Annotated in this window: 28 protein-coding genes, 1 tRNA gene, 1 pseudogene and 1 riboswitch; of the genes and pseudogenes, 17 read left to right on the top strand and 13 right to left on the bottom strand. The window is 59.7% G+C overall.

The genetic code is table 11. The features are described 5' to 3' along the window. Positions 1–22: 22 nt before the first annotated feature. Positions 23–826: a glycosyltransferase family 25 protein gene (locus EEQ99_RS11705; protein WP_047615511.1), complete on the bottom strand. Its 804-nt coding sequence runs from the start codon at positions 824–826 to the stop codon at positions 23–25. Positions 827–1,154: 328 nt separating this feature from the next. On the opposite strand from EEQ99_RS11705, the gene EEQ99_RS11710 reads away from it, so the two are divergent. From EEQ99_RS11710 to EEQ99_RS11740, 7 genes are all read left to right on the top strand, one after another. Continuing rightward, on the top strand, positions 1,155–1,592 hold the full coding sequence (locus EEQ99_RS11710) for a copper resistance protein (protein WP_047614059.1): 438 nt from the start codon (positions 1,155–1,157) through the stop codon (positions 1,590–1,592). Between the two features lie 244 nt (positions 1,593–1,836). Beyond that, positions 1,837–2,478 carry a nitrile hydratase subunit alpha gene (nthA, locus tag EEQ99_RS11715; protein WP_127430451.1) on the top strand — a complete coding sequence of 214 codons (642 nt, stop codon included), beginning with the start codon at positions 1,837–1,839 and terminating at the stop codon, positions 2,476–2,478. Next, entirely contained in the window at positions 2,478–3,116 is a 639-nt protein-coding gene (gene nthB / locus EEQ99_RS11720) for a nitrile hydratase subunit beta (RefSeq protein ID WP_127430608.1), read from the top strand. Before nthA ends, nthB begins: the two co-directional genes overlap by 1 nt. Continuing rightward, positions 3,103–3,453, top strand: a complete 351-nt coding sequence (locus EEQ99_RS11725) for a hypothetical protein (protein ID WP_047615505.1) — start codon at positions 3,103–3,105, stop codon at positions 3,451–3,453. The genes nthB and EEQ99_RS11725 overlap by 14 nt, the downstream gene beginning before the upstream one ends. A 122-nt stretch (positions 3,454–3,575) precedes the next feature. Beyond that, on the top strand, positions 3,576–4,271 hold the full coding sequence (locus EEQ99_RS11730; protein ID WP_127430452.1) for a class I SAM-dependent methyltransferase: 696 nt from the start codon (positions 3,576–3,578) through the stop codon (positions 4,269–4,271). 273 nt (positions 4,272–4,544) lie between these two features. Then, entirely contained in the window at positions 4,545–5,654 is a 1,110-nt protein-coding gene (locus EEQ99_RS11735; protein ID WP_127430453.1) for a sulfite oxidase, read from the top strand. Between the two features lie 193 nt (positions 5,655–5,847). Beyond that, a complete protein-coding gene (locus EEQ99_RS11740) occupies positions 5,848–6,084 on the top strand; it encodes a hypothetical protein (RefSeq protein ID WP_127430454.1) in 237 nt (78 codons plus the stop codon). Between the two features lie 387 nt (positions 6,085–6,471). Here EEQ99_RS11740 and EEQ99_RS11745 read toward each other — a convergent pair whose 3' ends face one another. The 8 genes from EEQ99_RS11745 to EEQ99_RS11780 form a co-directional block, all read right to left on the bottom strand. Continuing rightward, positions 6,472–7,065: a hypothetical protein gene (locus tag EEQ99_RS11745; RefSeq protein ID WP_127430455.1), complete on the bottom strand. Its 594-nt coding sequence runs from the start codon at positions 7,063–7,065 to the stop codon at positions 6,472–6,474. A gap of 13 nt (positions 7,066–7,078) precedes the next feature. Next, positions 7,079–7,276 carry a response regulator transcription factor gene (locus EEQ99_RS11750; protein WP_063476536.1) on the bottom strand — a complete coding sequence of 66 codons (198 nt, stop codon included), beginning with the start codon at positions 7,274–7,276 and terminating at the stop codon, positions 7,079–7,081. After that, positions 7,273–7,572 (bottom strand): GcrA cell cycle regulator, encoded by a 300-nt coding sequence (locus EEQ99_RS11755; protein WP_127430456.1) that lies wholly within the window; start codon positions 7,570–7,572, stop codon positions 7,273–7,275. Before EEQ99_RS11755 ends, EEQ99_RS11750 begins: the two co-directional genes overlap by 4 nt. Next, positions 7,569–7,964, bottom strand: coding sequence for a hypothetical protein (locus EEQ99_RS11760; RefSeq protein WP_127430457.1), 396 nt, complete (start codon positions 7,962–7,964; stop codon positions 7,569–7,571). Before EEQ99_RS11760 ends, EEQ99_RS11755 begins: the two co-directional genes overlap by 4 nt. After that, positions 7,930–8,295, bottom strand: coding sequence for a hypothetical protein (locus EEQ99_RS11765; protein ID WP_063476533.1), 366 nt, complete (start codon positions 8,293–8,295; stop codon positions 7,930–7,932). The genes EEQ99_RS11760 and EEQ99_RS11765 overlap by 35 nt, the downstream gene beginning before the upstream one ends. Positions 8,296–8,327: 32 nt before the next feature. Next, a complete protein-coding gene (locus EEQ99_RS11770) occupies positions 8,328–8,606 on the bottom strand; it encodes a sigma-70 family RNA polymerase sigma factor (RefSeq protein ID WP_127430458.1) in 279 nt (92 codons plus the stop codon). Between the two features lie 236 nt (positions 8,607–8,842). Beyond that, a complete protein-coding gene (locus tag EEQ99_RS11775; protein WP_047614037.1) occupies positions 8,843–9,028 on the bottom strand; it encodes a hypothetical protein in 186 nt (61 codons plus the stop codon). After that, positions 9,025–9,216, bottom strand: a complete 192-nt coding sequence (locus tag EEQ99_RS11780; RefSeq protein WP_063476531.1) for a hypothetical protein — start codon at positions 9,214–9,216, stop codon at positions 9,025–9,027. The genes EEQ99_RS11775 and EEQ99_RS11780 overlap by 4 nt, the downstream gene beginning before the upstream one ends. A 140-nt stretch (positions 9,217–9,356) precedes the next feature. Between EEQ99_RS11780 and EEQ99_RS11785 the strand changes: the two genes are divergently transcribed. The 4 genes from EEQ99_RS11785 (at position 9,357) to EEQ99_RS11805 (ending at position 11,610) form a co-directional block, all read left to right on the top strand. Further along, a complete protein-coding gene (locus EEQ99_RS11785; protein ID WP_007627142.1) occupies positions 9,357–10,004 on the top strand; it encodes a S24 family peptidase in 648 nt (215 codons plus the stop codon). An 870-nt stretch (positions 10,005–10,874) separates the two neighbouring features. After that, on the top strand, positions 10,875–11,138 hold the full coding sequence (locus EEQ99_RS11795) for a hypothetical protein (protein WP_097542798.1): 264 nt from the start codon (positions 10,875–10,877) through the stop codon (positions 11,136–11,138). Positions 11,139–11,149: 11 nt separating this feature from the next. Continuing rightward, positions 11,150–11,389, top strand: a complete 240-nt coding sequence (locus EEQ99_RS11800) for a hypothetical protein (RefSeq protein ID WP_127430459.1) — start codon at positions 11,150–11,152, stop codon at positions 11,387–11,389. Beyond that, complete coding sequence (locus tag EEQ99_RS11805; protein WP_127430460.1) at positions 11,386–11,610, top strand: hypothetical protein; 225 nt, start codon at positions 11,386–11,388, stop codon at positions 11,608–11,610. The genes EEQ99_RS11800 and EEQ99_RS11805 overlap by 4 nt, the downstream gene beginning before the upstream one ends. A 26-nt stretch (positions 11,611–11,636) precedes the next feature. Here the strand turns inward: EEQ99_RS11805 and EEQ99_RS11810 are convergent, their stop codons facing one another. Beyond that, entirely contained in the window at positions 11,637–11,876 is a 240-nt protein-coding gene (locus EEQ99_RS11810) for a DUF982 domain-containing protein (RefSeq protein WP_018069182.1), read from the bottom strand. A gap of 468 nt (positions 11,877–12,344) precedes the next feature. Here EEQ99_RS11810 and EEQ99_RS11815 point away from each other — a divergent pair, with 468 nt between their 5' ends. Next, positions 12,345–12,896 carry a Panacea domain-containing protein gene (locus tag EEQ99_RS11815; RefSeq protein ID WP_127430461.1) on the top strand — a complete coding sequence of 184 codons (552 nt, stop codon included), beginning with the start codon at positions 12,345–12,347 and terminating at the stop codon, positions 12,894–12,896. Between the two features lie 462 nt (positions 12,897–13,358). Here EEQ99_RS11815 and EEQ99_RS11820 read toward each other — a convergent pair whose 3' ends face one another. Continuing rightward, a complete protein-coding gene (locus EEQ99_RS11820) occupies positions 13,359–13,664 on the bottom strand; it encodes a hypothetical protein (RefSeq protein ID WP_127430462.1) in 306 nt (101 codons plus the stop codon). Positions 13,665–13,717: 53 nt separating this feature from the next. On the opposite strand from EEQ99_RS11820, the gene EEQ99_RS35605 reads away from it, so the two are divergent. The 5 genes and pseudogenes from EEQ99_RS35605 to EEQ99_RS11845 all read left to right on the top strand — a co-directional run bounded on the left by EEQ99_RS35605 (position 13,718) and on the right by EEQ99_RS11845 (position 17,671). After that, the gene (locus tag EEQ99_RS35605) at positions 13,718–14,776 is read left to right on the top strand and encodes a CBS domain-containing anti-phage protein (protein WP_127430463.1); all 1,059 of its coding nucleotides are present in this window, start codon (positions 13,718–13,720) and stop codon (positions 14,774–14,776) included. Beyond that, positions 14,770–15,027, top strand: a pseudogene (locus EEQ99_RS11830) (helix-turn-helix domain-containing protein); the annotation flags it as partial. The gene EEQ99_RS35605 and the pseudogene EEQ99_RS11830, both read left to right, overlap by 7 nt. A gap of 150 nt (positions 15,028–15,177) precedes the next feature. Continuing rightward, a complete protein-coding gene (locus EEQ99_RS11835) occupies positions 15,178–15,429 on the top strand; it encodes a type II toxin-antitoxin system Phd/YefM family antitoxin (protein ID WP_127430464.1) in 252 nt (83 codons plus the stop codon). Next, a complete protein-coding gene (locus tag EEQ99_RS11840) occupies positions 15,426–15,875 on the top strand; it encodes a type II toxin-antitoxin system VapC family toxin (RefSeq protein WP_127430465.1) in 450 nt (149 codons plus the stop codon). The genes EEQ99_RS11835 and EEQ99_RS11840 overlap by 4 nt, the downstream gene beginning before the upstream one ends. Positions 15,876–16,084: 209 nt before the next feature. Then, a complete protein-coding gene (locus tag EEQ99_RS11845; RefSeq protein ID WP_127430466.1) occupies positions 16,085–17,671 on the top strand; it encodes a hypothetical protein in 1,587 nt (528 codons plus the stop codon). An 85-nt stretch (positions 17,672–17,756) separates the two neighbouring features. On the opposite strand, the gene EEQ99_RS11850 is transcribed toward EEQ99_RS11845, so the two are convergent. Together EEQ99_RS11850 and EEQ99_RS11855 are read right to left on the bottom strand one after the other, a co-directional pair. After that, a complete protein-coding gene (locus EEQ99_RS11850) occupies positions 17,757–19,049 on the bottom strand; it encodes a bifunctional folylpolyglutamate synthase/dihydrofolate synthase (protein WP_127430467.1) in 1,293 nt (430 codons plus the stop codon). A gap of 21 nt (positions 19,050–19,070) precedes the next feature. Next, a riboswitch (ZMP/ZTP riboswitch) is annotated at positions 19,071–19,148 on the bottom strand. A 292-nt stretch (positions 19,149–19,440) separates the two neighbouring features. Continuing rightward, positions 19,441–19,517, bottom strand: a tRNA-Pro gene (locus EEQ99_RS11855). Positions 19,518–19,632: the final 115 nt, after the last annotated feature.

The raw sequence follows: 19,632 nt of genomic DNA on the forward strand, positions 1-19,632 counted from the left end.
GCTCATCCCCGGGGGAGCGGTTCTAGCCGCTCACCCTCCAAGCCGCGAGACGGCGCAAGCGGCGCGCAAACCGGCGCACCTCAGCGGCCGTGCGATAGGGCAGGACGCTCCATGGCCGGCGGCGGCCAAGCCGGTATGCCGAAAGCCCTGCCTGTATCTGGGAACAGGGATCCGCCCTTTGGCTCACCGGCGCCGGCTCGACGAAGCAGGCGCTCAGCCCCTCATCGAACTCCAGATCGAAGGCGAGATCATAGGGCAGGCACATGGGCAGAAGCGCGCCGGCAATCCACCCGGCCGCCTTGCGATTGATCAGATAGGCTCCGGACCCCTTCTCGCGGGTCAGTGCGATGGCAAGCGAGCGCGACGCGGTCAGCGGCTCCACCTTGTGCTTTTTCCCGGAGCTGACGGTGGACAGACGCAGGATGTCCCAGCGCGCCTGGTGCTCGAGGGCGGCATCGAGCAGCTCGGCCAGATCGTCATCGAAATCGAGATCGTCTTCCAGAATGAGCGCGAACTCGGCATTGCTGGCGAGGAAGCGCCTGGCGCATTCGACATGGCTGAGATAGCAGCCGATCTCGAAAGGGTTCGGCCGGCGGCCGTGCCGGCTGAGATAGGCCGCTTCGTCGAAGCCCGGATGCGGCAGGCTTAGGCCCGCGCCATCGACCGCCGCCACACGCTCGAAGGCAAGGCCGACGCTTGCCAGCAGGCGCTCCATTCGAAACCTGCGCAATGGCGCACGGTCGAGATTGATCAGGTAGGTGTTGACCCGCAGGCTGACCGGATGAATGGCCGGCATAAGGGTGGCGGGTGCGGCGCGCATATTCATGAGAGAGCTACCTCGACTTGGCAATGACGGCGCCAAGCTGCGCTCCAATCCTCACGGGGACCTCGCCCCAGCTATACATTTTCGTAAAGTGGCCGGCAGAGTGCCCAGGCCTGCATTCTTACGGATTGGTATAGTCCCGGCAAAGGACGCGTAAGAATGCCGCGCTACCAGCTCTCTTGCGACACGCAGCGGGCCCTTCCCTTCCCCCGATCAGAATGCAACCAACGCGCCTTCGATGACGATAGCGACCCACTGCGTGCCGCACCGGATGATCCTTGGCTTGAGCACGCCGCTCAGCGCCCTCACCCACCACAGACGGAGACCAACGATGAAACCACGTGCCAGATTGCTGCCCCTGCTTGCCGGAGCTGCCATTCTCGCCTGCTCGGCCGGAACAAGCTTTGCCGCCACGGTGATCAATGTCACGGAAGATGGAGAGGGCGGCGGGGCGATGTCGCTGAAGCTCGACCCGCCAACGGTGAAAGCCGGCCCCGCGACCTTCGCAGTCCACAACGATGCGATGACCGAGCAGCATGAAATGGTCGTCGTTCGCCTGAAATCCCCGGACCTGCCCATCCCGGTCAACGCCACCAAGAATCGCATCGATGAATCGAAGCTGAAAAGCCTGGGCGAGGTTTCCGATCTGAAACCAGGCGCCAGCGGCAAGCTGAACGCCAGGCTGACGCCGGGGACCTACCTGCTCTTCTGCAACATGAAGGGCCACTACGAAGCCGGGATGCAAGCCAGGCTGACGGTTACGCCGTAGGGCGTGCGACTGCCCGCTCGGCGGCGAACAGCTCTCGCCGCCGAGCAGCGAACCGCAGGAAAGGCCAGCGCCAGACGATGAAGGAACCGCTCCCGCCTCATTCGCCGGCATAGCGATTCCCTCTTGGCGCGGCCCGTCCGATTTGCAGGCCTCTGATGGCGGGCGGCCTGCCGCAGACATGACAAAACGCGCTTTTTGCGCTACTACTTGACGCCGGAAATGATTGTCAGCCAGGGGGAGCGCCATGACCTCGTATGACTCTGACAAGGCCGCCAAACTTCATCGCGAATTGCATAGCCACCTTCCGCCGGCACCGGCGTTGCGTCTGAAGGCCCTGGAAACGGTTCTGACCGAAAAGGGCTTTCTCGGTGCCGATGCTGTCGACATGTGGCTCGACAACTATTCAGAGAATGTCGGGCCGATGAACGGCGCCAAGGTGATTGCACATGCCTGGACGGATCAAGCCTTCGCCGATCGGCTGGCGGGGAATGCGATCTCTGCTTTTGCAGAGGTGGTGCCAAGCGTCGAGCCGGACTACAATCTGCGCGCAGTCTTCAACACGCCGGATGTTCACAACCTGATCGTCTGCACCCTGTGCTCCTGCTATCCGCTCGGCATCCTCGGCATGTCGCCTTCCTGGTATAAATCGACCGAGTACAGGGCGCGTGCCGTCCGCAATCCTCGTGGCGTCCTGCAGGAGTTCGGCATCGTGTTGCCGGAATCCGTAGAAATCAGGGTATGGGATTCAACATCCGATCGTCGTTACATGGTCATTCCGCAGCGGCCCGACGGGACCGAAGGCTGGTCGGAACAGCAGCTTGCCTCGCTCGTCACCCGCAACTCGATGATCGGCACGGCCAGGGATCTCGCACCGAGGGCCAGTTGATGGATACCATCCACGATCTCGGCGGCAGACAGGGATTTGGGCCGGTTTTACACCAGTTCGATGATGACCAGCACATGTTTCCTGAAGAATGGAAAGCACGTGTCTGGGCGATTGCGATGATGTCGATGTCGAAACTCAGCCAGCAAGAAACCGGATGGACGCTCGACTGGTATCGCCACGTTCTGGAACGGTTGCCGCCCGACCTCTATCTCCGCTTCGACTATTTCGAAAAGTGGATGCTGGCAATGATGGTCACGGCGATCGATGAAGGCATTGCAGATGTCCAGGAATTCGTGGACGGGCATGCAAGGTCTGCGACGATGCAGTTGCGCCATATGCCGCCGCAGGCAGAGAGCGCGAAAACCATTGATTCCTTCAAACCCGGCGACAAGGTCCTCGCCAAGCGAGACAGCGGTTCGATGCACACCCGTTTGCCATCCTACGTGCGAGGGCGCCGCGGTATCGTCGAAAGCGTGACAGGGCCGCAGCCTCTGCCGGATCTTTCCGCGACCGGCAGAATTTCCATCGAGCAGACCTACGCGGTTCGCTTCGATATGAAGGAGCTTTGGCCCGAAGCGGCTGACAGCCGCGACGTGCTGCTGATCGACATGTGGGAGAGCTACCTTGACCCGGCCTGAGATTTCCCGTGCTTCTCTTCGATCTCGCGACCGAAATCCCGCCTTCCAGGAGCAATGGCATGCGCAAGTCGTCGCGATTGTCGAACTGCTGCTCGCTTCGGGAAAACTGGATCCGGAGGACTGGTCGCAAACTCTGGGCGCGGAGCTCGAAAAGCGCGCACGCGCTGGTGAGACCGACGACGATGCGACCTATTACGGGGCGTTCAAGGCGGCCCTCGAACTTGTTCTCGATCGTACCGGAATAGCGTCTTATTCGGAAGTGGATCGGCGCGAGAGCGCATGGCGTCAAGCCTATCTCAGCACGCCTCATGGCAGGCCGGTGACGCTCCCAGGCTAATGCACCGAGGCCGAGACCTGAGTTCAAACTTTGCCGACGCAGCCAACTCTGACTATACAGCTCGATCGGGCAAACTCCTGCCCCTCAGGCATCCTCGAACAGTCTCTGAAAAGGGGAAAATCTTGGCCGAGAATGATTATGATGCGTTCGCGGCGGCTTATGATGCCGATAACGAGGTCAATGCCTGGAATGCCTATTACGAGCGGCCGGCTATTCTTGCCCTGGTTGGCGACGCCGCCGGGCTTTCCGTGCTCGATGCCGGATGCGGCGGCGGGGCGCATGCGGCAGCGCTGATCGAGCGCGGGGCTGTCGTGACCGGGATCGACGCAAGTGCCGGCATGCTTGATATCGCGCAGCGTCGCCTGGAAGGGCGCGCGCGCCTGCTGACCGCTGATCTCAACGAGCCATTGCCGTTTAGGGACAAGGCTTTCGACCTGATCCTTGCCTCGCTCGTCATGCATTATCTGCCCGACTGGTCGAGGCCGCTTTCGGAATTCAACCGGCTGCTCGCGGCGGGCGGTCGCCTCGTTTTTTCCACGCACCATCCCTTCATGGATCACGCCTCGACCGGCCGAGACAATTATTTCGAGACTTACAGCTTCGATGAGACCTGGCAGCGCGGCGGAAGGGAGATCGCCATGCGCTTCTGGCATCGGCCGCTGCACGCCATGTTCGAGGCGCTGAAGTCGGCCGGATTTCAGATCGACATCGTCAGCGAGCCCCAGCCCGACCCGCAAGCCCGCACGCTTTTTCCGCAGGCCTATCAGAGCCTGACGACCAAGCCGCGGTTCCTGTTCTTTTCGGTGGTGAAAGTGTGACGACGGGTGCTGGTACCGGGGTCTGTTGACTCTCTCGGGCGTGGTGTTCCGAGGTCGCGGAGCTATCCCTGCCTTTGAAATAGCACCGCCGGACGGCGGCTTGCTTATCGAAGGATAAAGCTGCCGTTCGAGGTCGATCCGAGGAACGTGCTATGTGTTAGGATGCGACCCGAAGGCGGAATGCGGAATGCGACAGACGCACTGCGAGGGGCGGTGTGATCGCACCCGAATTTGCGCGACCGAGAGCCGACGTTCAAAGGGGAGACGAGGACGATGCCGACACCACAGCAACCCAGTCTGATAGTTCGACAGAAATCCCCACCGAATATCGAGTTTCCGTTTGCGTCGCTCTCCGATTGGCTGATCCCGACCGAGCAGTTCTTCGTGCGAAACCATTTCCCGTCGCCGGACATCGATGCGCGAGACTGGAGATTGCGCGTCGGCGGGGCGGTGGAGCGGCCGATCGAACTTGACCTCGACAGCATCAAGGCGATGCGGAGCACGACTTTATCAGCCGTCGTCGAGTGTGCAGGGAATGGCCGCGTCTACTATGAGCCGCCGAAGGAGGGGTTGCAGTGGCAGAACGGAGCCGTCGGCAATGCCGCGTGGACAGGTGTTCTTCTGCGCGAGATTTTGGAAATGGCGGGCGTTAAGCCAACCGCATGTGAGGTTCTGCTCGCAGGCGCCGACAGCGGCGTCGTCGACACGAACAAGAAAACGGCTTCTCCCGGCCCCATCGCTTTTGCGCGCAGTTTACCGCTTGAGAAGGCCATCGCTGACAGCACGATCCTTGCCTATTCGATGAACGAGGCGCCGTTGACGCGCGATCACGGCTACCCGCTGCGCGCGGTCGTGGGTGGCTGGTTCGGCATGGCTTGGGTCAAGTGGATCACGGATATCACGGTTGTGGAGCAACCGTTCCTTGGCTACTGGCAGGCGCGCGACTATTTCCGTTGGGAGCGCAACCTCGGGGAACCCAGGCTGGTCCCCCTTGCGGAGATGGAGGTCAAAGCGCAGATCGCGCGTCCCGTCCAGGGGGCGCAGCTCATCGCCGGCCAACCGTACCGGATTTTTGGAGCCGCTTGGAGCGGAGAGGCTCCTATCCGGCAGGTGCAGGTCTGCACCGGAGATGGCAGGGGCTGGCGCGAGGGAAGGCTCCTCGAAACAGAACGTCCCTTTGCATGGCGCTTGTGGGAGTACATGTGGACCCCTGAAGAAGTGGGGCGATATACACTGCGATGTCGCGCTGTCGATGGGGCGGGGAGCGTGCAGCCCGAGCTCCAGCGTTCCGACTGCGAGAGCTACGCGGCCAATTGGATCATTCCGGTGGAGGTTACGGTCGTTCCCGAGCCACAGACGTACCAGGAGGAATTCGTGATCTGATCACCCGCTGGGACGGAATGGCGGCTTTTCGCGCTTTGTTGCCGTGAGGTTTCGACGGCAAACCCCGATGGCAGGGCTGCTTCTGTGCTTCATCTTCGAAAGCGGACGAGATCTTCCAATTCACTGTCACCCATTGACGTGAACCGGTTTCACCCCAATACGGTCAGGCCAGCCAGACGACAACAGGAGTGTAATAGTGAGCGAACCGACCGTAGCCGATGCAACAAACCGCATTTATGAGTCGCTCCAGGCGGACAACGCCGACATCGACGCGCATATCGCCGCTCTCAAGGCGGCGTTGACGCGGGCGGGTTTAAAAGAGGCCGTATTCGACCCGGCCAGGCTCGTGCAGAATAACCGGTCCGGCAGGAAGCGAATGCAGGCCTACTTTCGCCAGCGCGGTGTCATGGTGACATTCTCAGCCTCGTGAAGCCTTACTATGAAGGCAGACGGCTGTAATCACCTCAGTGAGCCGAGCAGCGTGACGTCGGGGCATTTGCGACACTGCGGGGCCGAGCAATTCCGGCGTCAACCGCCCCTCGCCCCGCCGTAAGCTCCCTGCTCGCCCACAAGAGCAGCAGCGGCAGCGGCATCCGGCTGAGGTCTTCGGCTCGATCGGCCGGTTCTGGCGAAAACACACGCCCCACCCTCCGTCATCCCAGGCCTTGAGCCTGGGATCCATGCCCGTGGCTGATGGAGGCAGGGGTGGATCCTCGGGTCAAGCCCGAGGACGACGGAGGGTGGGGTGAGCTCTGCGGCAAATACAGTGATGGCGGATGGGATGTGGGCGAATATCGCGTCCGTCGCCCCGTCATCATCACCCAGCCCTCGCCCCCCGCAACGCCGTCAAACCCCTGCGCAGCCACAGCAATTGCTGCGGCGGCATCTGGCGCAAATGGTCGTAGTCCATCACCGTCACATTATAGACCGTGCTCCTGACCTGCGGTCCATCAGGGCAGCGCAGCAGGATGCCCTGCAGGGCCATCATGCGGTTGCTGGCCTTGCGGGCGCGGTCGGCGTGGGTGTCGGTCACCTCGCCTTCATGGCCCTTGACGGCAAAGAGCGATTGCGCCCTCGGGCTCGGGGCCGGGATGCCTGTGGTCTTGTGGTAGCGGGCGATGGCCTCGGCATAGTCGTCGCCGGCCTGGCGCTGCTCGGCGGTGATCAGGCCGTCGAGGAACATGCGGCCGAGGGTGTAGCCGGCAAAGGGGCTTTTGACCGTCTCGTCGGCCACCGTCCGACCGAAGCCGTGGATGCGGCGGCGGGCCGATATCGCCACGCTGATATTCTCCTTCTCGGTTTCGAAGGGCTTGATCTTGCCGCAGGGAAAGCGCTCGACATTCTCCTTGCGCGGCCGGCCGGCGCCCTTGTTGACCCGTCCTGTCTTCACCTTGGTGGCTTTGCCGCCCATGCTGATCGTCCTTCTATCGAATGATGCCGTTTCTGAGTGCCGCGGCGACCAGCGCCGTATCCTTGAAGACGCCGAGCCGCGCCTTGGCGTTTGATATGTGCGTATTCACGGTGATGTGGGAGATGCCGAGAATGGTGCCGATCTCGGCGGCCGTCTTGCCCGCCGCCATCCAGCGGATGATTTCGGTTTCGCGTGGGGTGACCTTGCTCATGGCTCTGCATATCCATCGATGCACGGCACGCGCGGCATCGTCACATGCGCGCCCGACATGGTCACCCGCGTCACGCGGTCGGGGTGGCGGATCGGCTGGACGGGCGGGCCCGCCTTCGGCTGCGGATGCCAGGCGTCCTGCCTCGAGGGAAACCTGTCGCGGTTGCGGGATGCCATGTTGATGACGGTGTTCTTCTTCGAGCCGAACATGACGGCGATTTCTCTGGCCGACAGCCCTTCCTTCCAGAGCTTTTCCGCCTTGACGATCTTGTCTTCCGTCCAGAATGTGATGGTCATCTCAATGCCTCCTCAGGTCGTGCGGCCCTTGCAATGATCGGGTTGTCGGGGAACATCCTGGCGAGCTCCCGCTTGGCGTTGCGGCTGCCATTGGCGGCGTCGCGCAGCAGCTGCATCTTGTAGGCGGCGACCTTCGGCTGCGGCCTCTCCGGCTCGGCCTCCATGCGCGGGCGGCTCTCCGCCTCGATCGCCGCCTGCTGATGGCGGCATTGCTCGGCGAAACTGGCGCAGCTCGGAGCGAAGGCGCGGTTATGATCCCGGACCTTTCCTGAGATGAAGAGTTTGGCCGCCTGCCAGACCGCCTCCAGCGGAATGCCCTCGATCGCGACGAGATAGGCGCGGATCTGCATGTCGGGATCAGTGCCTGCGGATGCCGGGAAACCCGAAAGCATCCCAGCTATGATCTTCACCGGAGAGGAAATCTCTTGCGGCATCCACTGTCGTCCTTCTCGTACTGCTGTTGATCGACCCGGCTTCCCTCGCCTTCTCCTTGAGGTACCAGTCGCATTTGATCGCCTGCCAGCCGCGGAAGATCTGCATCTCGGCGGCGCCGACCGGGTCGCCGGTCGCCAGATATTCCCGCGCCTGCATCCTCGCCGCATAAGCCGTCAGCGGCTTCTTCAGCGTGCGTTTGCGATGCTCGATGATCGCCGCTGCCAGCTCCTCCCCCAGCACCGGGCTGAGGATGTCCATGATCTCCTGGTTCATTGTGTCCTTCGCCATGCGATGTCCTTTCCCGATTGAGATGGCCGGCCTCAAACCCGCACCCGCCGTCGGCCGCCGGCGAAATTGACCGGCGTGCCCGGCTTGAGGGGGCGGCGGGGAAAGCGGCGAATCTCCGCGCCGGCATGGTCCTGCTGCGCGGTGTCGCCCTTCTCGGCGCTTCGAAGCGTGTGGATCTCGGTTTCGACGGACGGCACCGACGTGCCGAGGATGGCAGCGATTTCGATATAGTCCCGGCCGGAGCGGAAGAGCTCGAGCGCGTTCATGTGGGTGCCTTGCTGCGCCGGGGCGGCCTTGAGCTGGAAGCTCATCGCTTGATCCTTCTTTCGAACGCGGTTCGCCGTTCCCGCCGAAGCGGGTGCTGCCAACGCCTTTGATTTTTCACGGATGACGACCGGAGCCCGGCTCTGTTGCGGAGCAAAAGCTCCGGTCGTCTGCCAGGCCGCCGCCTGGGTCGGGCACGAGCGCGCCCGGTGGGCACGACATCGTCGCGCCCGGGATGCCGGCGTCGCCGAGGGAGGGCAACGACGCCAGCCACCGATAGCCGTCAGGGAGGAGTGAGGCTGTCGGGATCGGGGATCGGAAGAGCGCCGGGGGCGATCTCCCGCAGCTCTTTCGGGCTGGTCGGCCGGCTGCAAGTCTCGCAGTGGCGCTCGATCACCTCGGCGATCGACAGCGCCTTGCCGCAATTCGGGCAGCCGGTGTAGCGGGCGGGCGGGGTGGAGATGGTCACAGCGACTCCACCTCCCGGTTGGCGTTCAGCACCTGCTGCAGGGCCTTGGCGAGGAAGGGGATATCCTCGTTGCGAACTGGTATCGCGGACATCCGCCCTCCCCTTGGCCCCTGCGGCCGGTGAATGACGACGCCGGTCGGCACGACGTCCATGGCGAGCCTCTCTTGCGAGGAAATGGTGAACCTCATGGCGTCTCCTCCAGTCCGAAAGGCTGGCCCGTTGTTGATGATGTCGGTGCATATCATGGCGATTAGGGTACAATTAATACCCGATATGTCAAGCACATTAGGGCATGACATGTACCTTAATTTAGGGTATTTTTTATATCATGTTGAAAGATCAGGAACAATTTGAACGCGAAGAACGCGCAAAGCGCCTCGTCATGGCCAGGAAGAATGCTGGCTTTGCCGGGCCGAAGGCGATCGTCGATCGGTTCGGCTGGAATGCGAATGTCTACAAGGCGCATGAATCCGGCCGCAACGGCTTCGGCATCGCCGATGCGAAGAAGTATGCCCGCGCTTTCAAGGTCAATCTCAACTGGCTGCAGTTCGGCACCGGCAACGCGCTCGATCCCGATGAGCTGCCGGTCTCCGTCGCCGATGTGCCGAAGATCTCCTGGGTCAGCGCCGGCCAGCTCAGCGAGCAGGCGCCGATCACCGACTTCTCGGAATTCCCGACGGTCGCCGCCCTCGATCTGCCCGATGGCGAATGGATCGCGCTCGAGGTCGAGGGCAATTCGATGAACAAGATCTCGCCGCCGGGCTCGATCATCTTCGTCAATCTGCGCGACAAGCGCCTGGCGCCGAACGCGCTTTATGTCGTCGCCGACGAAACGGGCGCCGCGACCTACAAGCGCTATCGCCCGAACGACAACCCGCCCTTCCAGCCCGCCTCCTACGAGGACGTGCCGCCGCCGGAATTCCAGGGCGCCGTCACCATCGTCGGCCGCGTCCGCCGATCGATCATCGAGATGTAGGGATGAGAGCGCAAGGCGCGGAAACGATGCCGCGAAGCAATCAAATTCAATAGGAAAAACAGAACGATCCGTCCTTCATCTCGCGCCGGCAGAATCTGGTTCTACATCGTCACGGCGGCGGTGTTTCTCCTGGCATACAGCGCGCGCGGGAGATGTACGGCCTGTAGGATTTCGCTCCGAAGCCCGCCGATCCCCAGCTGTGATCACGAGGGATATCGGACCGATGCATCCTCCGAAAGCACAAATTGCGGAAGCTCCGGATGCCGTTTACGCACCACCCGCGACACCGCCACCAGGATGGACCGGATGGCGGCGGGAAACATGTCCTTCGGCAGCGTCTCCTCCCACGGATCGTAGAATTCGGTGATGCCAGGCCTGCCTCGATCACCTCGTCGGTGATTTCGATTTCGCTGCGCGTGGCCCGCCTCTTTTTTCTCGTAGCTTCATACTCCAACTTCAGTTCTCATTCCTCTCTCTTCAGCTTAGGAGGAGAAGGTTCCTGAAGGCTGGTGAGGGAGGGTTCCGGCCAAAGCTTCCCCCTACCCCATGAGCAAAGCCCATGAAGCCGGGAGAGCATTGGCCAAGTCCTGAAGGCCGGAGCCGGGATGGGACACGTGCCAGAGGGGCCATTCGCTTCGCCCTCGTCCTGATTTTCTGACAGCGCACTTAAGGACTTTCGCTTCCCGCGCCGCTGGGCTTCGTCAGCTCGGGAGTTGCACCCGGTCGCCCAATCACTGGCGACACACATACGCCTACGATTCGTACCTCGTCAATCCAATAGGTATTTTTTATACCTTTTTCCGTTGACGCGATCGGGTATAATAAATACCTTAATCTCAGAAGCCGACCAGAGGCGCGAGAGGACAGGCGATGCAGCACATTCGCAAGATCGAGACCGAGGAAAGCAAGCGGGACGCCCGCTGGAATGCGGCGCGCACGATGGGCGACTGCCGCGCCTATATGGCCAACGAGGCCCAGCGCATGGGCGCCCTCGGCTTTGCCTTCCTGCGCCGTCCCGAACATTCGATCCGCGGCCCATCCTGGCTGCGCGGCGCTGCGGCAAGCGTCGAGGAGCACTACCGCTATGCCCGCGAGATCATGGGCATCACCGATACCGATCAGCTTTACGCCTGAGGGGAACGGAGATGTCTGCCGCCAATCCCACATCCGAACCATCGACCGAGCGCCCTTCCCGTCCCGCCGCCCGACGGGCCGGAGCAAGCGAAAAGACCCGCGCCACGGCCCGTTTCACCGCCGGCGCACCCGATCTCCTGGAGGCGCTGGTGGAGGCCGAACGCTTTTTCGACGGCAGCGACGATCACGGCTGCCCGCTTCACCAGAAAATCCTCGCCGCCATCGATACGGTGAAAGGCGGCGCATCATGAGCGATTGCCTGATCAAGGCCTTTTCCGGCTGCGCCTGCCCGCCCGGCGAATGCGGGCAAAAGCCCGTCACCCCGGCGCCGCTCACCTTCGTCTCGTGGCGGACCCAGGCCATTGCCTGCCTCGCCTTCGGTTTCCTCGCGGCGATCATCTCGGCCGCCTGGATGGAGACGCAGTTCAAAACCCGGGATCTGCGATACCAGGAGCAGGTGTCATGGAAGTGAGCCAGGGCTCTTGCCGACACCACCGCTCAGGAGCTGAACTTGATGTCGCTGGCCTTCGCCGCGGTAATGAACGCCCGCCGCACCTGCTCGGGCCCGGCGGCATCGTTGAACACGTCAAGCACAAGACGTTCGGCAGCCTTCGCCGCCGGCGTCTGCTCGGGCCAGTCATTCAGCAAGGTGTTGCCGGCCTGAACAACATTATAGACCGTCCTCACCTTGCCATTGATGGTGATCTTCACCGGCTTGAACCTTCGTCGCCTGCTCATGATGCATCCCCTCACGCTGGAAATACGCGACTCAACGAATCACCGCGGGACTCGTTCCGGTTGAGGTGGCAGTGGAATTCTGGAACGCTGACGTATGGCCATCAGCGCCAAGATCACAAGGCAACGCTGGTGCGGTGATCGTCTCAGCCGCCTGAAATCAGGAGCATACGTCATGGAAGTGAGCGAAGGCTTTCCAGCCATGCTGAGCCGACACCGGCGGCAAAGCCGATGAAATAGAAAGGCTGCCTCTCGTTCATCCATGAACTCACCAGCCTCATCACCGGCAAAATACTACGTCGAACGGCTCACCATCCGTGGCGGTACCGAAACACGGTCACAGGTCGGGGAAAGTACGGAGAATTGAAGAGAACGTAGAGAATGCGCAGCAATTGCAATGTTTGAAAATTGATGCTTTCAATACCATTTTGGTATAAGCAATGCGGCATGACCCCCTAGAGGGCGAGCGATATGATGCGATTCAAATTCAATCTGGATAAAACGGTGCAAGCGATCGACTTTGTCGCGCAGCACAAACCAGGCATAACCCAATATTATATCGGCAAGATATTGTTCTTCGCCGACCGTGAGCATGTGCTCGATTACGGACGGCCGATCACAGGTGACAAGTATGTTGCGATGGAGCATGGCCCCGTGCCGTCTGCGACGCGCGACTTGTTGCGAGTCGATTCCGGTTATCCAGATGAAATGATTGACCGTTTTCATGAGCGACTTCGCATCAAGCATCAAGACAATAAGCAGCACGTATTTTCAAAAGGGCATGACAAATTCCCTGCGCTTTCGGGAACCGACAAGGAATACCTGCTGAGTTCGCTGCAGCGGTATGGAAGCATGAGTTTCGGAACTCTCAGGGAAATTTCTCATGAGGATCCGGCTTATGCTGATGCTTGGGATCGCCCTGGTAATGCCAATGAGATGGATGTTTCGCTCTGGCTAGATCAACTTGACGAGCCAGAGCTGGCTAAGAGCCAGCTTCAAGAGCGTGTCGGCTGTGTGGCGTAGCATATGCAGAAATGGGAGGTTGTGCGGGTTTTCTGTGGTTTCTTGCCAAACCCTCACGACAAGTTTTGCATATGTATCTGCCCGATAAGTCACCGCTACTATTTCGTAAATAGCAATCCGCCTCAATTCCGAAAAGCTCGCCAGTTCGCGGTGAGCATCGAGAACTACGAGGCAATGTTCCTGACACACCTATCATTCGTCGACACTACATCGGTAGAGCTGATTCCCGCCGATCTCATTGAGGCAGCCTACGAAGATGAAGGCCGTAGACACGGGTTGATAGCGCCATTTCTTCAGCAAAGGATAAAAGAGATGGTCGAGTCTCACGAGGCGTTGACTGCAGACGAAAAGGCCCTGGTTTTAACTGATCCCTGAGTTAGGCTCTCATCGTGCAGCCGCTCCGAACTCTCGCAGGAATTCAAAAACTGCGACTAGATCGAGAAGCGAAGGCGACGGGAGGAATCAAAGTGGCCAACTGGCACCCATTTTAGCAAAAAGCATTTTGGCAATTTGGTAGACGCCGGTTAGAAGGCCAGCGAATTTCAACCAAGTGGCGAGAGTTATCGAATCGGCAGCACGTTTTCCAAGCTGATCAGCGAAACTCTCTGCAAACTTTTCGCCATGGCGACTGAAGAAATCGGTTAACCGCTGACCGCGCGTCTGGAGTACATCTGTTGCTTGAGCGACCTTGATCGCATTGACGGGTAATTCATCAATAGAGATATCCAGCGTCGCAAGGGCCAGCTCAATCGCAGCTTTATCTGTCAACGAGATATCAATTAATCGAACCTATCTACAGGGTATCTCGCGAGGATTGTGGCATGGTTGATTTGATTGATGAATTGGGTGAAGTTCTAAAGGACCTAAAAAGCGGAAAAACTGCCACCCCTGTTACGATCAGAACGTTTCTGTCTTGGTTCGGCATGCAACGCCGAACCACCTCTAACGTCGACTACATAAACAGCCAGCTAATGGTGGCGGGCATCAGAACGGTTCCGAACTACTTGGACATCTGGGTTGATACCCCGATCACTTTTGAACTGATCTCTCAGCATAAAAACAGCAAAACTGTCGAAGCGCCTTCCGGTAGCTCCTCCTCAGCGGGCGCCTCAGATAACGCACCTCCCGAAAACAAATCTCCCGATGATCCATCGTTTCGTATCGGGAAAATTGAGTCTGCCAATCGTACTCCAGTTAGCGTAAAACCCACCGCAAGCTTGCAAGAAGCCATCACTTTGATGCTGGCCCGTAATTTCTCGCAGCTGCCGGTCATGACCACCGAGCGTGAAGTGAAGGGGGTGATTAGCTGGGAGTCTATCGGAGCTAGGTATGTTACAAATATCGAGGGAAACGAGGTTCATCATTACATGGATGAGGCCCACGAAATTCTAGCCTCGGCATCCTTATTTGCAGGTATCAAAATTATACTTGAGCACAACTACGTCCTAATTAGATCTGCAGACAAGCGGATATCGGGTATTGTTACATCGACGGACATAACTCATCAGTTTGAGGAGACAAGCACGCCATTCCTGTTGTTAGCCGAAATAGAAAACAATCTTAGAGCATTGATTTCCAAAAAATTGAATATTTCTGATATAAAAAAGGCATGCGGCGAAGAGTACCTTCCGAAGGATTTCAATGGTGTTTCTGAACTCACATTTGGAAACTACGTAAGGATTCTCGACAAGGACGAGAACTGGGCCAAGCTGAAACTACAACTTGATCGGATAACTTTTTGCAAAGAGCTGCTTGAGGTGAACTCCATTAGAAATGATGTCATGCATTTCGACCCCGACCCTCTCACGCCTGACAATCTCGCCACACTTCGAAACGTCGCCAAAATGCTCGATTTTATTAGAAGTTTGGGCGCCTATTGATTTTCCACGACGCCGAGACGCTGGTGCGCCGGATCGCGACTGCGCGGGAGGTCTTCGGCCTCTCGCCGGCGCAGACCCGGCTTGCTGGGCTGATCGTCGATGGCCACGACCTCGCAGCCGCCGCAGATCTGCTCGGGGTCAGTGTCAACACGTTGCGTGCTCAGCTACAGCGCATCTTCGACAAAACCGGCGTACGCAGCCAGGCGGCATTGGTACGGGCGCTGTTGAGCGCTGGGGCTCCGAGCCAATAGGCTCGACCGCGGGCGTCTGGTTGGGCCAATCGTTCAGAATCGAACTTGATCCATGCGATGCCGATGCACCCTTGGAAAGTCCTCCTCTTGCTTCCATCGGCGCTAATGCCTATTTTGACCATATGTGGTCATTTAGGACAGGGGGACGCAATGTCGACAATCAGCGTGGCAGAGGCGAAGGCGGGTTTCGCAGGTCTGGTCGATGAAGCGGCAAACGGGGAATTCGTGACGATCACGCGGCACGGAAAGCCGGCTGCCGTGCTTGTGTCGGTCGAGGCGGCCGAGGCGGCGAAAAGGGCTTTGCAGAAGCCACGGCCGAATTTCGGGGATTTCCTGTTGACGTTCCCCGGCGGGGTCGAGCTGGAGCGGAACCCATCGAAAATGCGGGATATCGATCTTTGACCGCCTACCTTCTCGACACGAACATCATTTCGAAGTTCGCGCCGGGCAAGGCGCCGCCGTCCGATCCGGTGCGGGCATGGTTTCATGAGCAGGGCGAAGCCGATGCCCTCTTTCTGTCGGCTCTATCGGTCGCGGAGATCGAGAAGGGAATGCGCAGCCTTCACCGGCGCGGCGGCATCGAGCGGGCGAAGCGCCTTTCGACATGGCTGGACTCCATCACCGACAGTTTCGGGGATCGGATCTTGCCCATGGATACCGTTGTCGCGCGCATCGTCGGCGCTCTGGAGGATGAAGCCGCAAGCCACGGCCGTCATCCGGGGCTTGGCGACCTCATCATCGCTGCGACCGCGCACGCCTATGACCTCACCGTCATTACGGAAAACCTGCGGCATTTCCAGCCGCTTGACGTCGCCGTCGATCTTCCCGCCGCGTTCCGGTCGGAATGATCGGCACCATCGCCGATGACGAGCCGTCACTTGATGTCGCTCGCCCTGGCTGCCGTTATAAACGCCCGCCGCAGCTGCTCGGAAGCACAGCTTTGACCGCGGCGCCGGCTCATGGCCGCAGCACCTCACGCACCGATCTGAACCTGATCTAAACCCGACCCTCCAAAAGAGATCGTGATATGGTTGGAGTCCAATTTGGAGAAGGGGCTATGCTGAAAAATCCTATAGTTGGACTGGCGGTTGGCGCGCTTACGGTTTTTGCGACCCACGCAGCAGCGACTGCCGATCCGCTCCCCAAAGGTTTTGAGCGCCACAAGTTCAACGGATCGGTCAGACCGGAGGTCAAGGACGGCGTGACCCGCTTTGAGATATTCGACCGTCAGTGTTCCAATGTCGACTATGGAGATGGACGGGGCGAAAATGATTGTCGCAATGGCAACGTCCGCTCCACGATTCGCTATACGCGAGACATGAGGGTTGGCGAAAGCGTCGAATACAAGTTTGATTTCCGGCTCGATCCGACTTTTGCCTACAAAGGCTGGCACAACAACTCCGCAAATGGCTTTTATCCCGATGGCTGGGACAGCCATTTGCGTTTCGCGTCCTGGGAAGGACCGGCAATCCACAATTTCATCTACATGCTGAAGGCCGACACGCGCAACGGCGTGAACTTTCTCGCCCGCCAGTGCCAAAAACCGGAAGATTTCGGCAAATGGGCGACATTCTCGCTGAAAATCCGATGGGCAAACGATGACAGCGGATGGGCTACGGCAAGCTGCGACAACAAGGTGATCTACGCCGCCGAAGGCGAAGCAACCAACCAGGCTCCGCATTGCTGGGAATCGAACGAGTGCGAGCCGCAATCAAACCGCGACCCAAAATCATTCAACTTCATTCTCGGCCCGGTGATGATGGGTTGGGGCAATGAATGGAAGAACTATGACCATCATACGTCCCAGTTTGACGTGGTGCAGCCGGATGGTATCGGCATCGATGTCCGCAATGTCAGTGTGACCCGCGGCGTCAGCGCCTATTCCGCCGAACAAGCCGTTTTGCTCAAGACGTTGCAGCAGCAACTGGCTCATTTGGGCTGCAAGCCAGGGAATGTTGAGGGCAAGCCTGACAAGGCAACACGGCAAGCCGCTCTCTCTTGCCGCAAGTTCGAGAGCGGTTCGCTTCCCCAAGCGCTCAATCTCACGACACTGCGAGCCTTCGCTGACGCCTATGCCAAGCCGGAGACCGCCAGTCTGCCTTCAGGCAACGCCGCGGCTGGTACCGAAAACGTTTCGTCAAAACCGAGGACCTATATCAAGCTGGGCGAAATGCTTGCCATGAAGACAGGCAAGGACACCAAGGTGAATTCCAACTTCTATGGCAAGATCAAAGGCGCCAAGAAGGGGCAGAACGAGCTGGACTTCATCGTACTGGGTCAGTTCGATTACACCGACAACACTTTCAGCCAGCTGTCATTTCTTCTCCAAGACAATCTCTCCAAGGCCGAAGTGAATGCCGCGGCCAAGTGCGGCTATGGGACGATCAGATTTCCAGATGGCACAGATCATTTGGAGATCGGCATGAAACGTTCGGGAAACTCATTCTCGTCCCCACCAAGAACTGACTGCTTGATTCAAGCGCTCGGCAAACGACCGGCATCGCAGGTTCCCTACCTCACCACCGGGTTTGCCGATCTGGCTAAATCAATGGTTTCCGACGGCGGTTGGAAGAAACTGCGGCATGAAGGTTTGAAGATATTTGTCAAACGTGTTGCGGATGGTGAAATCACGGTCGGCGGCTGAGATCGCAGCACAGCGCCGCACGTTCCAGCGGCGGCGGCTTCTTCTCCACCGCGTTCCGGTCGGAGTCATTCACACCCGCTCGGGCTCACGCCGCACGGATAGTGCCGACGAGATAGAGCGATCCCGTCACGAGAACCCATGCGCCCGATTCCGCGGCGCCGGCCAGTGCCTCCTGATAGGCCTCGAGCGGGTCCGGCACGACGATGCTCAGCAGCCCGAGGCTGTCTGCAATCGTCTTCAGCTGTTCCGGCGAACGCGATCTGGCGCCGACGGTGGTGAAGATGATCGATATATCGTGGCGCGTCATCGTCGACAGCAAGCCTGCCGCGTCCTTGTCTTCCGCGATTGACACGACGGCAATGCCGGGAGCGCGGTACTTTTCTTCCTGCGAGAGGTCGCTCAGAACCGCAGCAAGGTTGAAGGGAACATGCGCGCCGTCCAGCACCACGTTGACCTTATCGCCGTGGCTGGTGACGACGGCGATTTTTTCAAGCCGTCCCGGCAGGCGGGCAGCTTCGATCGTCGAGGGATCGAGGAGCTGTGCTCCAAGAGGCTCCGACATCGCGCTTGCGGCCTTTGTCATGACGCCCATTTTCCCGAGGACATCCAGAACCGCGCCCGCCACGGCAACATTCCGCCGCTCAATCGTTGCATCGGCCGGCACCGTGGGGCGTCGCAGGGCACAGCCGAGTTCTGCTGCCCGGGCGGATATGACGGCGCCTGCCTCGTCCGCCTCTGGCAGGAGGGTGACGACCGTTGTGCCGGGCTTTATGATTCCCGCCTTCTCGAAAGCAATGGCGGCGCGGGTTTTACCGAGGATTTCGGTGTGCTCGAGATCGATATTGGTGATAACGGCGACATCGCTTTGAACGATATTGGTCGAGTCCCACCGCCCTCCAAGTCCGGTTTCGAGAACGGCCCACTCTACCCTTTCCATGCTGAAGATCAGCAAGGCCGAAACCGTCAGGATATCGAACCAGGTCGCTCCCTGCGCGGCTGTCGCCTCTCGCCTTGCGTCTTTGAATGCCGCCAGCGCTGCCCCAAGCGCGTCCGCCAGGCGCTCCTCGCCGACCGGACGGCCATCAATGCTGACGCGCTCGGTGATGTGCATGACATGCGGCGAGGCATATCGCCCGACGGAGAAACCCGCTTGCGCAAGACCCGCCTCGATCAGGGCGCAAGTCGAGCCTTTGCCCTTGGTGCCGGCCACATGGACGATACGGAAGCTGTTCTGGGGATCGCCAAGCCGGTGAGCGAGATCGCGCATCGGCTCCAGATCGACCCGCATACCGCCGCGCGGGCGGCGTTCCCAATTCGTGAGTTGATCAAGTTCGGCTAGACAATTCGCAAGCCGTTCACTTTCGATGAGGGACGACATGGGGCACCTTCGCAAAAATGATCCAGATGCCCAGGCGAGCGGCCAAATTCCCACGCTCCCCGGTGGTATCCACCTTCATCGCCAGTCACGCAGGCCTTCGATGCTAGCATAGATGAGTCCGAAATCCAGAGCGGCGCTCGTGCGGTCCGCAAATTGCGCTTGGGGCACCTGGATGGAGACGCAGCTCAAAACCTGGGATCGGCTCGAACTTCGATTCTTGCGTTGCCGATGCACCGAGCTTCCGCCAGCCGCGCTTCGGTTATACCTTTCCTGCAGATTATAACCGGAGAAGGACGGGATTTCGGGCGGTTGAACTCGCTCCGGTGAATCCGGGGGAATTTTGGCTGAGATTCGTACAAACGAAAAACCCCGCCGAAGCGGGGTTTCTAGCTGGTCGGAGTGGAGTGATTCGAACACTCGACCCCCACGTCCCGAACGTGGTGCGCTACCAGACTGCGCTACACTCCGTGACCAGCGGCGCTTCTATAGAACAGCCTATCTGGTTGCACAAGCACCAAATTCCAAAAAACCGGCGGAATTTTTGACGGGGTTGTGACAGGCGCGGGCTCGCGCGGCTGCAGCA

Origin of the sequence: Rhizobium anhuiense, from assembly GCF_003985145.1 — a bacterium.
Classification (GTDB): domain Bacteria; phylum Pseudomonadota; class Alphaproteobacteria; order Rhizobiales; family Rhizobiaceae; genus Rhizobium; species Rhizobium anhuiense.